15 protein-coding genes are annotated in these 14352 nt (G+C 42.4%); 13 read left to right on the plus strand and 2 right to left on the minus strand.

The annotated features are described in order from the left end of the window. Genes BMZ41_RS15540 through BMZ41_RS03190 form a run of 3 tightly spaced genes read left to right on the plus strand, consistent with a single transcriptional unit; the run spans position 1 to position 2036 of the window. A complete protein-coding gene (locus tag BMZ41_RS15540) occupies positions 1-177 on the plus strand; it encodes a hypothetical protein (RefSeq protein ID WP_159430896.1) in 177 nt (58 codons plus the stop codon). Then, entirely contained in the window at positions 165-356 is a 192-nt protein-coding gene (locus BMZ41_RS03185; RefSeq protein WP_072918289.1) for a DUF6472 family protein, read from the plus strand. Before BMZ41_RS15540 ends, BMZ41_RS03185 begins: the two co-directional genes overlap by 13 nt. A gap of 45 nt (positions 357-401) precedes the next feature. Then, positions 402-2036, plus strand: coding sequence for a GH25 family lysozyme (locus BMZ41_RS03190; RefSeq protein ID WP_177184143.1), 1635 nt, complete (start codon positions 402-404; stop codon positions 2034-2036). Between the two features lie 42 nt (positions 2037-2078). Here BMZ41_RS03190 and BMZ41_RS03195 read toward each other — a convergent pair whose 3' ends face one another. Together BMZ41_RS03195 and pyrB are read right to left on the minus strand one after the other, a co-directional pair. Beyond that, a complete protein-coding gene (locus tag BMZ41_RS03195) occupies positions 2079-2516 on the minus strand; it encodes an aspartate carbamoyltransferase regulatory subunit (protein WP_090169811.1) in 438 nt (145 codons plus the stop codon). 13 nt (positions 2517-2529) lie between these two features. Beyond that, entirely contained in the window at positions 2530-3444 is a 915-nt protein-coding gene (gene pyrB / locus BMZ41_RS03200; protein WP_028248508.1) for an aspartate carbamoyltransferase, read from the minus strand. 95 nt (positions 3445-3539) lie between these two features. Between pyrB and priA the strand changes: the two genes are divergently transcribed. From priA to BMZ41_RS03250, 10 genes are read left to right on the plus strand one after another with little or no spacing between them, the layout of a single operon-like run. Next, complete coding sequence (gene priA / locus BMZ41_RS03205) at positions 3540-5771, plus strand: replication restart helicase PriA (RefSeq protein WP_090527354.1); 2232 nt, start codon at positions 3540-3542, stop codon at positions 5769-5771. 25 nt (positions 5772-5796) lie between these two features. After that, positions 5797-6291, plus strand: coding sequence for a peptide deformylase (gene def / locus BMZ41_RS03210; RefSeq protein WP_090526875.1), 495 nt, complete (start codon positions 5797-5799; stop codon positions 6289-6291). 3 nt (positions 6292-6294) lie between these two features. After that, positions 6295-7230, plus strand: a complete 936-nt coding sequence (gene fmt, locus BMZ41_RS03215; RefSeq protein WP_090526877.1) for a methionyl-tRNA formyltransferase — start codon at positions 6295-6297, stop codon at positions 7228-7230. Beyond that, the gene (rsmB, locus tag BMZ41_RS03220; RefSeq protein WP_090526880.1) at positions 7217-8488 is read left to right on the plus strand and encodes a 16S rRNA (cytosine(967)-C(5))-methyltransferase RsmB; all 1272 of its coding nucleotides are present in this window, start codon (positions 7217-7219) and stop codon (positions 8486-8488) included. The genes fmt and rsmB overlap by 14 nt, the downstream gene beginning before the upstream one ends. Continuing rightward, on the plus strand, positions 8467-9531 hold the full coding sequence (gene rlmN / locus BMZ41_RS03225; RefSeq protein WP_090169819.1) for a dual-specificity RNA methyltransferase RlmN: 1065 nt from the start codon (positions 8467-8469) through the stop codon (positions 9529-9531). The genes rsmB and rlmN overlap by 22 nt, the downstream gene beginning before the upstream one ends. Beyond that, positions 9531-10250 (plus strand): Stp1/IreP family PP2C-type Ser/Thr phosphatase, encoded by a 720-nt coding sequence (locus tag BMZ41_RS03230; RefSeq protein WP_090169822.1) that lies wholly within the window; start codon positions 9531-9533, stop codon positions 10248-10250. Before rlmN ends, BMZ41_RS03230 begins: the two co-directional genes overlap by 1 nt. A 22-nt stretch (positions 10251-10272) precedes the next feature. Continuing rightward, positions 10273-12138, plus strand: coding sequence for a Stk1 family PASTA domain-containing Ser/Thr kinase (gene pknB / locus BMZ41_RS03235; RefSeq protein ID WP_090169825.1), 1866 nt, complete (start codon positions 10273-10275; stop codon positions 12136-12138). Between the two features lie 3 nt (positions 12139-12141). Beyond that, positions 12142-13026 carry a ribosome small subunit-dependent GTPase A gene (gene rsgA / locus BMZ41_RS03240; protein ID WP_090526882.1) on the plus strand — a complete coding sequence of 295 codons (885 nt, stop codon included), beginning with the start codon at positions 12142-12144 and terminating at the stop codon, positions 13024-13026. Between the two features lie 9 nt (positions 13027-13035). Further along, on the plus strand, positions 13036-13689 hold the full coding sequence (rpe, locus tag BMZ41_RS03245) for a ribulose-phosphate 3-epimerase (protein WP_090169829.1): 654 nt from the start codon (positions 13036-13038) through the stop codon (positions 13687-13689). Then, complete coding sequence (locus BMZ41_RS03250) at positions 13686-14348, plus strand: thiamine diphosphokinase (protein WP_176754545.1); 663 nt, start codon at positions 13686-13688, stop codon at positions 14346-14348. The genes rpe and BMZ41_RS03250 overlap by 4 nt, the downstream gene beginning before the upstream one ends. The last annotated feature ends 4 nt before the right edge of the window (positions 14349-14352 follow it).

The raw sequence follows: 14352 nt of genomic DNA on the forward strand, positions 1-14352 counted from the left end.
ATGGATACAGCAAATATGTTAATAAACGTAGTTGCAATTTTATCAGGTTTATTTCTCTACATTGGTATTACAAATACAAAGTGGGGAAAGGAGCATGAAGGATATCAATATGCTATCATGCTTGGAACAATTCTCTGTGCGGTTTTAATAGGAGGATTTATCAGATGGCTGGTGTAAAAAGTTCTACAGCATGTGAATACTGCAACAACTTCGTCTGGGACGAAGAGGATGAGCAGTATTATTGCGAAATGGACATGGATGAGGACGATTATGTCCGTCTTGTTTCAGGACACTATAAGGAATGTCCATATTTCGTAGATGGGGATGAATATAAAGTTGTTAGACATCAGAACTAGTAAATGTGTTAGAATGAACTTAGTATGATTGAGGAGGGTAAGTTCATGGTTTTAAAACGTTTGGTAAAGGCGTGTGCTGCGCTAATGCTTTCAGCAGCACTTATGGTTTCAGCACCAATTTCAGCTAGTGCTGTTGGTATTCAGGGTATTGATGTATCTAAATATCAGGGAGCAATTAATTGGGCAGCAGTTGCCCAGTCAGGTGTTACTTATACTTTTATTAAGGTTGGTAGCACAAACAGTGGAATAGATCCATATTTTGCAGCGAATGTAAAGGGAGCTCAGGCAGCGGGTATTCGTACAGGTGTATATATTTATTCCTATGCTACATCTGTAGAGGCAGCTATTCAGGAGGCTCAGCTGGTAGTACAGTGGATTGAAGGATACAATATCAATTTCCCAGTAGCCTTCGATATTGAGGACAAGACTCAAAAGGGATTGGATGCTAACACATGTACAGCTATGGCAAATGCATTTGCAAGTGTTATCAATGCAGCTGGTTACACACCAATTCTTTACACATACACAAATTTCTATAAGGCACATTTCACATCTGCACTTGCTTGCGATAAGTGGATTGCACAGTATGCAGACCACAACGATATTGCAGGTTGGGCTATTTGGCAGTACTCTTCAGGCGGAGCAGTACCTGGTGTAAATGGTCGTGTAGATATGAACGTGGCAGTTAAGGATTACACTGCTTTCATTCCACAGGTTGGTTTGCTTGACCTTGGACAGGGCAATGTATTTTTCTTTAATAACTTCCGTAAGCAGTATGGTTGGGTAGACATTGCAGGAGTTAAATATCACACAGATCCTGCTACAGGTATTGTCACCACAGGCTGGTTTGCGGACGAGACTGGTGCATACTACTTCCTTCCAGGAGCAGCTAATGCAGTTACAGGTCTCAACACAATTGACAATGGAATTTATTACTTCAATGAGGCTGCACAGCTTCAGACAGGTTGGATAGAGCTTAGCGGAAACACATTCCTCTTCAATCCAGCTGAAAATGGTAAGCTTTACACAGGATGGTGGAACGATGCCGAAGGTGTTCGTTACTTAGATACTACAGACGGACATATGGTAAAGGGGCTTAATGCCATTGATAAGGATGTTTATTACTTCAATGAGAAGGGCTTCCTTCAGGTTGGCTGGGTTGTAATCGATAAGATTACATACATGTTCAATCCTCTTGATGGTGGTAAGTTATTCAAGGGTTGGTGGAAGGATGCTACTGGCGTTTACTACTTAGATCCTACAGATGCTCACCGTGTATCAGGTCTTACAGCTATCGATGGAGCAGTATATTACTTCAACGAGCAGGGTCAGATGCAGATTGGCGTTATTAAGGTCAACGGAGCAACCTACTTCTTCGGAGCTGACGGTAAGATGCAGACAGGAATGCAGACTATCGGAGATGGAATCTTCTACTTCGGTGAAGACGGAGCGATGGTTACAGGTACCTTCGCTACAAAGGATGGCATCTACTATGCAGGCAAGGATGGCAAGCTTGTATTCAATCAGGTTGTCACACTTGATAAGAAGCCATATCTCTTTGGAGCAGATGGCAAGCTCGTAATCAACCAGCTTGTACAGGTTGGCAACATGTACTATCAGACAGACGAAGCAGGTATCGTAACAGCTCAGGCTCCAGCAACACCAGCACCTGCAAAATAATTAAAAAATTAATGGCTGTGGAGATTTTCCACAGCCATTTTTTTATTTCTTTCCAGTGTATTTCTCTTCGCAGTATTTGCAGCGATATACCTCGTTTTCTTCGTCGGTTAATACGAAGATTTGGTCGAGGCCCTGCTCTACGGTGCTGATGCAACGAGGGTTCTTGCAGGAGATTACGTTCTTGATTTCTTTTGGAAGCGCAAGCTTACGCTTTTCCACGATGGCATCATCCTTGATAATGTTGCAGGTGATGTTGTGGTCGATGAAACCAAGGATATCTAAATCAACGCGCTCGATAGGGCATTCGATTTTGATGATGTCCTTACGACCCATCTTGTTAGATTTGGCATTCATAATCATGGCCACGGTGCAGTCACAACCAAGATTGCCAAGCTGAAGATCATTGTATATTGTCATGGATTCGCCAGCCTTGATGTGGTCAAGTACGAATCCCTGATGAATTCCAGAAATATTAAGCATTTGTATTCCCTCCCTATACTAATTCAAGAAGCGTCAGTATCAGCGCCATTCTGATGAATACACCGTACTTAGCCTGGGTAAAGTACATTGCTCTTGGGTCGTCGTCCACATCAACAGAGATTTCGTTTACTCGTGGAAGTGGATGAAGAACCATCATATCTTTCTTGGCAAGACGCATCTTCTCAGGAGTGAGAATGAAGAAATCCTTCAAGCGAATGTAATCTTCTTCGTTGAAGAAACGCTCACGCTGAACTCTTGTCATGTAGAGGATGTCCAGCTCGCCCATAACATCATCTAAGGAATCGACTTCCTTGTACTCGTATCCATTTTTATCAAGTACATCCTCACGAATATACTCTGGAACACGAAGTTCCTCTGGTGAGATAAGAACAAATTTAATTCCCGGATAACGAACAAGTGCATTGATAAGAGAGTGCACTGTACGGCCGAATTTTAAATCACCACAAAGTCCGATAGTAAGGTCTTTGATTTCGCCACGTAAAGAGCGAATGGTAAATAAATCTGTAAGTGTTTGTGTGGGATGTTGATGACCACCATCACCGGCATTAATAACGGGAATAAGAGATCGCTGAGAAGCGACGAGTGGAGCGCCTTCCTTTGGATGACGCATAGCGCAGATGTCTGCGTAAGAAGAAATAACACGAATAGTATCAGAAACACTTTCGCCTTTTGATGCTGATGAAGAATCAGCTGAAGAAAAACCAAGTACAGAACCACCAAGATTAAGCATGGCAGCTTCAAAAGAAAGTCTTGTACGGGTGCTTGGTTCATAGAAGCATGTAGCTAGCTTTTTGCCGTGGCATTTCTCGCTGTACGAGCTTGGATGAGCTTTAATATCATCTGCCAGGTCCATAAGCTGCTCTAGCTCCTCTCTGGTAAAGTCCAGAGGGCTCATTAGATGACGCATATGTATCCTCCCTGATAATGAATGATTGTTTTCAAATCAATTTATTCTACCATATTGAATTCAAAATAAAACCCTTTTATGCTAAAATATTTTTTATGAAATACGCAGACGTTATTATTGATATCTCTCACGAGAGATTGGATAAAACATTTGAATATATAATTCCAGATGAGTTGGAAGAGCAGGTTACAGAAGGGGTACAGGTAGTTATTCCCTTCGGTCAGGGAAATCGTGCTATCACAGGCTATGTGGTAGATTGCCATGACAAGCCAGGTTTCGATGTCACTAAGCTGAAGCCTATTGCGAGAGTTGTAAAGGACAGTATCGCCATAGAGTCTCAGCTTATTTCTTTGGCTGCCTTTTTAAAACGTAATTACGGCAGCACAATGAATCAGGCGCTTAAGACTGTCATTCCTATTAAGAAAAAAGAGAATGAGAAGATGAAGAAGGAAATCGCTCTTGCAATCTCTTTGGAGCAGGCGAAGATTGAGCTTAATGAACTCATGGCCAAGCCACGTCACGCCCTTGGTAAGGAACGACTCTTAAGAGAGCTTCTGGAAGTAGACACTCTCGACTGGGAGCTTGCCACAAAAAAGCTTCAGGTTCCTACAGCAAACATTCGTGATTTGGAAAAGAAGGGGATTATCCACATAGAATCGGTGAGAACCTTCCGTAATCCACATCTTAATAAAGATGCTAACAGAAAGCAGATTACTCTTAATGAAGAACAGGAAGCTGCGGCAGAGCAGATAAAGGCAGATATTGATACAGGACGCCGCAAGACATATCTTATCCATGGTGTCACAGGCTCAGGTAAAACAGAAGTATACATGGATGTTATGGAGCATGTGATTAACATGGGGCAGCAGGTTATCGTGTTGATTCCTGAAATTGCGCTTACCTATCAGACGGTCATGCGTTTCTACACCCGTTTTGGTGATAAGGTCAGCATTCTGAATAGCCGAATGTCTCCTGGCGAGCGTTTCGATCAGTTTGAACGTGCCAAATCAGGCGAGATTAGTATAATGGTAGGACCACGTTCTGCTTTGTTCACACCTTTTGCAAATCTTGGTCTTATTATCATAGACGAGGAACATGAGCCAAGCTATAAATCAGAAGTCATTCCTAGATATCATGCCAGAGAGACAGCGGTGTATCGCGCAAAGCTTTCGGGGGCTACAGTAATTTTGGGTTCAGCCACACCAAGCCTTGAGGCATATAGCAGAGCCACATCAGGAGAGTATCAGCTAATTACTCTTCACAATAGAGCTATGGGGCAGGATATGGCCAGCTGCGAGATTGTAGATCTTAGAGCAGAGCTGCAGTCTGGTAATCGCTCCATGATTAGCCGCAGGCTGAAGGAGCTCATGGCTGACAGATTAAGCAAAAATCAGCAAATCATGCTGTTTTTAAATAGAAGAGGCCTTATGGGCTTCGTTTCTTGTAGGGCTTGTGGTCATGTGTTAAAATGTCCACATTGCGATGTTGCCCTGCATTTGCACAATGGCGGTATTATGAAGTGCCACTATTGTGGATTTACTACCAAGGCAGAAAAGACTTGTCCTAGCTGCGGCAGTAAATACATCGGCAGTTTCAAGGCTGGTACTCAGCGCTTAGAGGAGATTGTAAAAGAATCCTTCCCACAGGCCAGAGTACTTCGTATGGATGCTGACACCACCTCAGGTAAGAATGGTCATGAGGAGATTTTGGCAGCCTTTGCAGCCCACGAAGCAGATGTGCTTATCGGCACACAGATGATTGTTAAGGGCCATGATTTTGCCAATGTTACATTGGTAGGAATCATCGCAGCAGATATTTCTTTGAATGAGTCTGATTTCCACAGTGGAGAGCGTACCTTCCAGCTACTTACACAGGCGGTAGGACGTGCAGGCCGTGGTGTCGAGCCAGGTATCGCTGTCATTCAGACATATCAGCCAGAGAACTATGCTGTAGTATCATCAGCAAATCAGGATTATGACAGCTTCTATTCACAGGAGATTGCCTACAGAAGACTTCTGTCATATCCACCATGCTCACACATGCTTGGTATTCAGGTGAGCTGCGACAAGCAAAAGGATGCCTATGGTCAGGCTGATGTTCTGGCGGACCTGATTAGACGGACCGACCCTGAAATTGTTATAATGGGTCCAGAGGATGCCTATATCGGAAAGCTCAAGGATGTTTACCGCAGGGTAATATATCTCAGGGCAGATGATTATGACAGGCTTGTCCGAATTAAAGATGCAATCGATAAATTTTTATTGGAGCAAAAGCAATATCGAAATACCAGTACATGGTTCGATTTTGATCCAATCAATACTTTGTAAATGTGTTTTATAGAAAGGAAATAAAATGGCAGTTTTAGACATTAGAGAATATGGTAAGGATGATGTCCTTTTAAAAACATGTAAGCCTGTAAAGGAGCTTACTCCAAAGCTTAAGACATTAATCGAGGATATGTACGACACAATGTATGATGCAGACGGTGTTGGTCTTGCAGCACCTCAGGTAGGCGTACTTCGTCGTATCTGTGTTATCGATATCGGTGAGGGTCCTGTTACTCTCATCAACCCAGTAGTTCTTGAGACATCAGGCGAGCAGACAGGTAACGAGGGTTGCCTTTCGGTTCCAGGAAAGACTGGCGTTGTTACTCGTCCTAATTACGCAAAGGTTAAGGCTCTTAATGAAGATATGGAAGAGTACATTATCGAGGGAGAGGAGCTTATGGCTCGTGCACTTCTTCACGAGATTGATCATCTTGACGGCCACATCTACACAGAAAAGGTAGAGGGCGAGCTTTACGATGTGGAAGATTTAATGGAAGAAATCGAGGATGAAGAGGAGTAATTAATGAAGGTTGTTTTCATGGGTACACCGGATTTTGCGGTGGAGACTTTAAAAGCAATATACGAGGCTGGGCACGAGGTTATTCTTGCTGTGTCTCAGCCGGATAAGCCAAAGGGACGTAGCGGAAAGCTTCAGCCTACTCCTGTTAAGGAGTTTGCTATGGAGCATGATATCCCAGTATATCAGCCAGTGAAAATCAGAGCAGAGGAGTCTGTTGAGGAACTTCGTAAATACGAAGCAGATGTTTTCGTGGTAGCTGCCTTTGGACAGATTTTACCAAAGGTAATTCTTGATATGCCACGTCTCGGTTGTGTAAATGTTCATGGCTCACTTCTTCCAAAATACCGTGGTGCAGCACCTATTCAGTGGGCAGTTATCAACGGTGAAAAGGTATCTGGAAACACTACAATGCTTATGGGGCCAGGACTTGATGATGGAGATATGCTTCTCAAGTCTGAGATAGAATTGGCTGCAGACGAAACAGGCGGAAGCCTTTTTGACAAGCTTGCATTAGATGGTGGTAAGCTTGCAGTAAAGACTATCGAAGCTTTAGACCGTGGAGAAATCACTCCTATTCCTCAGGATGAATCACAGGCTACTCACGTAGGTATGATTTCCAAGGATATGGGAAATATCGACTGGACAAAGACAGCAGTAGAAATCGAGCGTCTTATCCGTGGTCTTAATCCATGGCCATCAGCCTTTACTTTTGTAGATGGAAAGCAGATCAAGCTTTGGAAAGCTACAGTAGTAGAAAAGTCTGGCGAGCCAGGCACTATCATAGATGTAAATAAAAACGGATTTATCGTAGCCTGCGGAGAGGGAGCTCTTGAGATAAACGAGCTTCAGCTTGAAGGTAAGAAGCGTATGGCATCAGGAGATTTCCTTAGAGGCTATAGCTTAGAAGCAGGTAAGAGGTTTGTAAATGGCAGGGATTAATTTAAGAGAAATCGCCATGGAGACTGTCATTGAGATTCTTGAAAATGGTCAGTTCTCTCATATCTATCTAAAGGCAGTTTTAGATAAATATGGGTATCTTGAGAAGAACGAGAGAGCCTTTTTGAATCGTCTTGTTAATGGAACAGTAGAACGTAAGCTTCAGCTGGATTACATTATCGACAGCTTCTCCAAAACAAAAGTAAAAAAGATGAAGCCTCTCATTCGCACCATAATGCGTCTGGGAGTTTATGAGATTTATTACATGGATGCAGTTCCAGATTCTGCTACCTGCAACGAATACGTTAAGCTTGCCAAAAAGCGTGGCTTCGCAGGACTTTCAGGATTTGTTAATGGCGTCCTTAGAAACATCGCCAGAGAGAAATCCCACATGGAGTTCAAGGAATTGTGGATAAAGTACTCTATGCCACAGTGGATTGTTGATAAATGGATTGCAGACTATGGCAAGGAGCAGACAGAAGAAATACTTAAGGGCTTCCTTGAGCCAGAGGAGCTTTGTATCAGAGTTAATCTCAATAAGATTTCCCGTGAGGATTTGGCAGAGCAGCTTAAGGGACAGGGAATCACTGTTCGTATATGCGATACAGTTGAAAGTGCATGCTATATTTCAGATTATGATTCTTTGACAGCAATACCTGAGTTCAACGAAGGACTGTTTTATGTTCAGGATTATTCCTCACAGAGGGTTCCTTACATGGCAGGAGTTGCAGCAGGTCAGCAGGTAATTGATGTTTGTGCTGCGCCTGGAGGAAAGGCACTTCATTGTGGAGAGCTGGTAGCGGATGGTTCAGTCCTAGCCCGAGATCTTACAGATCAGAAGGTGGCATTGATTCAGGAAAACATTAACAGAACTGGAGCTACAAATGTGAAAGCCCAGCAGTGGGATGCCACAGTTTTAGATGAAGATTCAATTCGTAAATACGATACTGTAATTGCGGATTTGCCATGTTCAGGTCTTGGCATTATCAGAAAGAAGCCAGATATTAAATACAATCAGACAGAAGAATCACTATCTGAGCTTACAAAGCTTCAGAGTCAGATTCTTGATACAGTTTGTCAGTATGTGAAGGATGGCGGTACACTTTGCTACAGCACCTGCACAATTAATAAAGATGAAAATGAAAATCAGGTGGAAAACTTCCTGTCATCACATTCGGAATTTACAATCGAAAAGATGACTCAGCTTTTCCCTGACAAAGAACACGATGGATTTTTTATATGTGTAATGAAAAAGAATTAACCGATATTCGGTCACTTAATTTAACAGAGCTTACAGACTATGTAACAACAGAGCTGGGAGAGCCAAAGTTCAGAGCAAAACAGCTTTATGAATGGATGCATCAGCATCTGGCTTTAGACTATGATGAGATGAAAAACATCCCAAAGTCTTTAAAAGAAAAGCTTCAAGCCAACTGCAATTATCATCCTCTTAAGAAGATAGATATGCAGGTTTCCAAAATCGATGGCACTCGTAAGTACTTGTTTGAGCTTTACGATGGCCAGATGGTGGAAAGCGTTTGGATGAGCTACAAGCATGGTAATTCTGTATGCATCAGCTCCCAGGTTGGTTGTAAGATGGGCTGCCGTTTCTGTGCATCTACTCTCGATGGATGGGTTAGAAATCTTACTCCGTCAGAGATGCTTGGACAGATTTATGCTATCCAGAAAGACACTGGAGAGCGTGTATCCAACCTTGTTGTTATGGGTACTGGTGAGCCTATGGACAACTATGACAACATAGTTAAGTTTGTCCGTCTGCTTTCAGATGAGAACGGCCTTAATATTTCACAGAGAAATATTACTGTTAGTACATGCGGTATTGTTCCACGCATCAAGCAGCTGGCAGAGGAGGATTTGACAATCACTCTTGCGATTTCTCTTCATGCGCCAAATCAGCAAAAGAGAGCAGAGCTTATGCCAGTAGCTAATAAATATGAGATTCATGAGCTTATTGATGCCTGTGAATACTATTTCAATAAGACCGGACGCCGTATCACCTTTGAGTATTCATTGGTGGGGGGAGTCAATGACAGAGATGAAGATGCAGCTGAATTAGGACAGCTTATTGGTCATTTAAATTGTCATGTAAATCTTATTCCGGTTAACCCTATTAAGGAGCGTGATTTCGTTAGTCCTTCAATGGACAGAGCTTACGCCTTCCAAAAAAAGATTGAAAAATATGTCAATAATGCTACTATTAGAAGGGAAATGGGTCGCGATATAGACGGGGCCTGTGGACAACTTAGAAAGAGGCATTCAGATGCCTTGAAAGGGAATAATTAATGATAAGTTACAAGATAACTGATGTTGGCATGAAACGAAAAGTCAACCAGGACACCGTTTATGCCAATGACAGTGGAGTTGGCAATTTACCAAATCTTTATATAGTCGCCGACGGTATGGGTGGAGAATTAGCAGGTGATTATGCCTCTGCCAAATGCGTCGAGATTGTCGTAGATGGTGTCACAACTTCCAAAGAGTCAGAGCCTGTAAAAATTCTTGAGCAGGCAATTCAATCAGCAAATCAAATAATATATCACGAGTCCAAAAGTGATTCTTCCAAAGCTGGAATGGGCACTACCCTTGTTCTAGGCACTTTCATTGATGGGCATCTTTATGTTGCCAATGTGGGTGACAGTCGTCTTTATGTTGCTACTGCCACAAAGCTTTTGCAGATCACTAAGGATCATTCTGTGGTTGCAGAGCTTGTTCGTACAGGAGAGCTGGATGAGGATGATGCTCGCACTGATAAGCGTAAGAATATGATTACCAGAGCCATCGGTGCAGAAGAAAAAATCAATCCAGATTATTTCGACGTAATCCTTAAGGGTGGAGAAAAGGTTCTGCTCTGTTCTGATGGTCTTACAAATATGGTTGAGGATAATGAGATATATTCAGTCATAACAAACTCAGATACTCTTGAGGCCAGAGCAAAGGAATTAATCAAACGAGCTAATAGTAATGGTGGTAAGGATAATATTTCGGTTATTGTTATAGAATAGATATCGAGTAGAAGGAGAATACATGATTACACAAGGCGTATTTATAGCAGATAGATATGAAATTATAGATAAGGTTGGTTCAGGCGGAATGTCTGATGTATATCGCGCAAAGGATCACATCCTTGGCCGCGAGGTAGCTATTAAGATTTTAAAGCCAGAGTTTTCCGAGGATGCTACATTTGTTGCAAAGTTTAGAACAGAGGCTCAGTCAGCAGCTGGTCTTGAGCATCCAAATATCGTAAATATATATGATGTAGGTTCAGAGAATGGTTTATACTTCATCGTTATGGAGTATGTTGAAGGTATCACTCTTAAGACTTATATCGAGAAGAAGGGACAGCTTAATTTCAAGGAAGCTATCTCTATCGCTATTCAGGTTGGCCGTGGTATTGAGGCTGCTCATCAGAAGGGTATCATTCACCGTGACATTAAGCCACAGAATATTATCATTTCTACAGAGGGTAAGGTTAAGGTTACAGACTTTGGTATTGCCCGCGCAGCAAGCTCTAACACAATCCATGCAGATGTTATGGGTTCTGTTCACTATTCATCACCTGAGCAGGCTAGAAATGGTTTTGTAGATGGCAAGAGCGATATCTATTCACTTGGTATCGTTATGTATGAGATGGTTACAGGACGTGTACCATTTGATGGAGACAACACTGTAGCTATTGCTATTCAGCATCTTCAGGAGGAGATGGTGGCGCCTAGCGCATATGCACCAGACCTTCCTATTTCACTTGAGAAGATTATCCTTAAGGCTACCATGAAGAAGGCAGACAGACGTTATGCCACTATTTCAGATATGCTTATGGATTTAAAGAAGGCACTTGTTAGTCCTAACGAGGATTTCGTTACTATCGTAGAGTCAGACCTTGGTCAGACACGTGTCATGCACAAGGTTACTCCTGAGCAGGAGGAGAGTCTTACAAAGCGTGCAGCAGAGGCTCTTACCTTTAATGATGATTACGATGACGAGTACTATGATGATGAGTACTACGATGACGAATATTATGATGACGACTACGATGATGAGGAAGAGGAAGATTCAAAGATGGATCGAATCCTTACAATCTCAGGTATCGTTGCAGCAGTAGCTATCGTTGCTATCGTGGTAGCTATTGTAGGAAACGTTGTTGGTCTCTTTAACTTCGGTTCAAAGAAGGTTAAGATGATTAACGTTGTTGGTACTCAGTACGAGGAGGCTCTTCAGCAGCTTGAGGGTATTGGTCTTACAGATAAGAATGTAGTAGTTTCTTATGAGGACAATGGCAGTGATGTAGCCGATGGCATCATCACAGAGCAGTCTGTTCCAGAGGGCAAGGAGTTCTCACTTAGCGATACACTTCGCCTTACAGTTGAGGGTTCTGATGGTTCTTCAGATTCAGGTAAGTCAGATTCAGGTAAGTCAGATTCAAGTAGCTCATCAAGTGAAGGAACAGTTTCAGTTCCAAGCGTTGTTGGAATGACACAGGCAGATGCTACACAGACACTTAGCAACTCTCAGATTATTGTCACAAGCACAACACAGGAATTCTCTGATGAAATTGCCAGTGGTTCTGTTATCAGCCAGTCTATCGAGGCAGGCGAGACAGTAACACCAAATACAAGCATTACTCTTGTAATCAGCAAGGGCAAGGAAGAGGTTACATACAGCTACAGCATTCCAAATCCATATGACGGTGAGTGTACATATGAGATTGCTGAGCTTGGTAAGTCAGGTACAATACCAAAGAATGGTTCTATCAACATCTCAGAGGTAAAGGTTGATACACTTACTGTGACACTTACATACACTCCTTTATATCTTTCAGGTGATGGAACTATGCAGCCAAACCCTAATGCAAAGGAAACATCAACACAGACTGTTAAGGGAACAGCAAACTAATATATGACAGGAAAGATTATTAAAGGTATCGCTGGATTCTACTACGTTCAGGTAGAATCCGGCGTATATGAGTGCAAGGCCAAGGGCGCCTTCAGAAAAGATAAAATAAAGCCTCTTGTAGGGGACGACGTGGAAATCGACGTTATTTCAGAAGAGGAAATGACGGGCAATGTTATCAGCATTCTGCCAAGAAAGTCTGAGCTTATCAGACCTGCCGTGGCGAATGTAGATCAGGCATTGCTCATTTTTGCTACTAAAAGCCCTGAGCCTAATCTCAATCTTTTAGATAGATTTTTATGTATGATGGAGGAGCAGGAGCTTCCTATTATCATATGTTTCAACAAGGACGATTTGGCTGATGAAGGTTTTCAACAGCAGATGCGAGATACCTACGAGCCTGCTGGCTACAAAGTAATCTTTACTTCCGCAAAGGAAGAAGCAGGCATCGATGCCATTAAAGAGATTTTAAAGGGAAAGACTTCCACTGTTGCTGGTCCATCCGGCGTAGGAAAGAGTTCCATTGTAAATATCCTTACCGAAGGTCAGGTTATGGAGACTGGAGAGGTTTCAGAGAAAATCGGAAGAGGCAAGCACACCACAAGACATTCAGAGTTGTTATATCTTGGGGATGATACCTACATTATGGATACCCCAGGATTTTCATCACTGTTTGTACCAAGGGTGGAGCCGGTGGATTTATACACGCTATTCCCTGAGTTTATAGAGCCTGCTGGAAATTGTAGATTTACAGGCTGTGCTCATCACAAGGAGCCTGACTGCGGAGTCAAAGCTGCTGTGGAGACAGGAGAGATTGCAGCCAGCAGATACGAAAACTATCTACAGATTTACTCTGAGATGGTTGAGCAACAAAATAATAAATATCGATAGGAGAAGGCTATGGAAAAATGTCTTGCACCCTCAATTTTATCTGCGGATTTTGGAATACTTAAGGAGCAATTAGAGCTTATTGATGAGGCAGGCGCCCAGTACGTTCATTTTGACGTAATGGACGGTATGTTTGTTCCAAGCATCAGCTTTGGACTTCCTGTTCTTCGCTCTATTCGTAACTATACCGACAGACTTTTTGATGTACATCTTATGATTATGGATCCAGAGCGCTACATTAAGGATTTTGTTGATGCAGGAGCTGATATTATCACAGTTCATGCAGAGGCATGTAAGCATTTGGATGCAACAATAGATTTAATCAAAAAATCAGGAGTGATGGCAGGTGTTGCTATCAATCCAGCCACTCCACTTACAGAGATTATGCATGTTCTTGAAAAGGTGGATATGGTTCTTATCATGACAGTTAACCCAGGCTTTGGTGGACAAAGTCTCATTCCTTATACAATAGATAAGGTAAGAGAACTTTCTGTTATGGCCCGCCAGAGAAAGCTGAAAATTGATATAGAAGTAGATGGTGGTATAAACGATGACACCATCGAGGATGTTTTAGAGGCTGGTGCCAATATTATAGTTGCAGGCTCAGCTGTATTTAACGGTGATGTTAAAGCCAACGCAGAGAGATTATTGGAGAAAATGCAGTGATTGTAGTTATAGTTGCCGGTGGTAGTATTGATGAAAAGTTTACAGGAGGATTCATTGAGGATTTAGATGAGTCCTCCTTATTTTTGATTGCATGTGACAAGGGTTATGAGGCTTGTGAACGCATGGGCTTTAAGCCTGACATTCTGATAGGAGATTTTGATTCTGCATCGTCAGATGTTAGCAGAAGGGCAGAAAAAGCTGGAGTACAGGTGATAACACTTAATCCTGTAAAGGATGACACTGATACTGAGGCAGCCCTGGATTTGGCCATAGAAAGGACTACTGAGGAGGACGAGATTTTCCTTCTTGGAGTTACTGGAACGAGGCTTGATCATGTTCTTGGCAATATCAGTCTTGTTGGAAAGGGCTTGAAAGCAGGCAGAGTGGTTACAATGCTGGATTCCCACAATTCCCTTCAGATGATTCAGCCAGGTGAGACTTATGTGGTTGAAAAGGGTTATGAATTCGGAAAGTACATTTCCGTATTTCCGTATATGGGACCAGTGAAAGGTCTTAATATGACTGGATTTAAATATCCTGTAAAAGATGGAGAAATCCAGGGATTTAGTACCCTCACAGTCAGCAATGAGCTGTTAGAGGATGAGGGCGAAATCAGTATAGAAGAGGGAACTTTGATTGTTATTGAGTCTTTGGATTAAATGA

The organism is Pseudobutyrivibrio sp. UC1225 (assembly GCF_900115215.1).
GTDB lineage: Bacteria > Bacillota > Clostridia > Lachnospirales > Lachnospiraceae > Pseudobutyrivibrio.

What these genes read in the sequence shown, in the direction of transcription:
- BMZ41_RS15540 (WP_159430896.1), top strand. Translation starts at nt 1, where the DNA reads ATGGATACAGCAAATATGTTAATAAACGTAGTTGCAATTTTATCAGGT.
- BMZ41_RS03185 (WP_072918289.1), top strand. Translation starts at nt 165, where the DNA reads ATGGCTGGTGTAAAAAGTTCTACAGCATGTGAATACTGCAACAACTTC.
- BMZ41_RS03190 (WP_177184143.1), top strand. Translation starts at nt 402, where the DNA reads ATGGTTTTAAAACGTTTGGTAAAGGCGTGTGCTGCGCTAATGCTTTCA.
- BMZ41_RS03195 (WP_090169811.1), bottom strand. Translation starts at nt 2,516, where the DNA reads ATGCTTAATATTTCTGGAATTCATCAGGGATTCGTACTTGACCACATC.
- pyrB (WP_028248508.1), bottom strand. Translation starts at nt 3,444, where the DNA reads ATGCGTCATCTAATGAGCCCTCTGGACTTTACCAGAGAGGAGCTAGAG.
- priA (WP_090527354.1), top strand. Translation starts at nt 3,540, where the DNA reads ATGAAATACGCAGACGTTATTATTGATATCTCTCACGAGAGATTGGAT.
- def (WP_090526875.1), top strand. Translation starts at nt 5,797, where the DNA reads ATGGCAGTTTTAGACATTAGAGAATATGGTAAGGATGATGTCCTTTTA.
- fmt (WP_090526877.1), top strand. Translation starts at nt 6,295, where the DNA reads ATGAAGGTTGTTTTCATGGGTACACCGGATTTTGCGGTGGAGACTTTA.
- rsmB (WP_090526880.1), top strand. Translation starts at nt 7,217, where the DNA reads ATGGCAGGGATTAATTTAAGAGAAATCGCCATGGAGACTGTCATTGAG.
- rlmN (WP_090169819.1), top strand. Translation starts at nt 8,467, where the DNA reads ATGTGTAATGAAAAAGAATTAACCGATATTCGGTCACTTAATTTAACA.
- BMZ41_RS03230 (WP_090169822.1), top strand. Translation starts at nt 9,531, where the DNA reads ATGATAAGTTACAAGATAACTGATGTTGGCATGAAACGAAAAGTCAAC.
- pknB (WP_090169825.1), top strand. Translation starts at nt 10,273, where the DNA reads ATGATTACACAAGGCGTATTTATAGCAGATAGATATGAAATTATAGAT.
- rsgA (WP_090526882.1), top strand. Translation starts at nt 12,142, where the DNA reads ATGACAGGAAAGATTATTAAAGGTATCGCTGGATTCTACTACGTTCAG.
- rpe (WP_090169829.1), top strand. Translation starts at nt 13,036, where the DNA reads ATGGAAAAATGTCTTGCACCCTCAATTTTATCTGCGGATTTTGGAATA.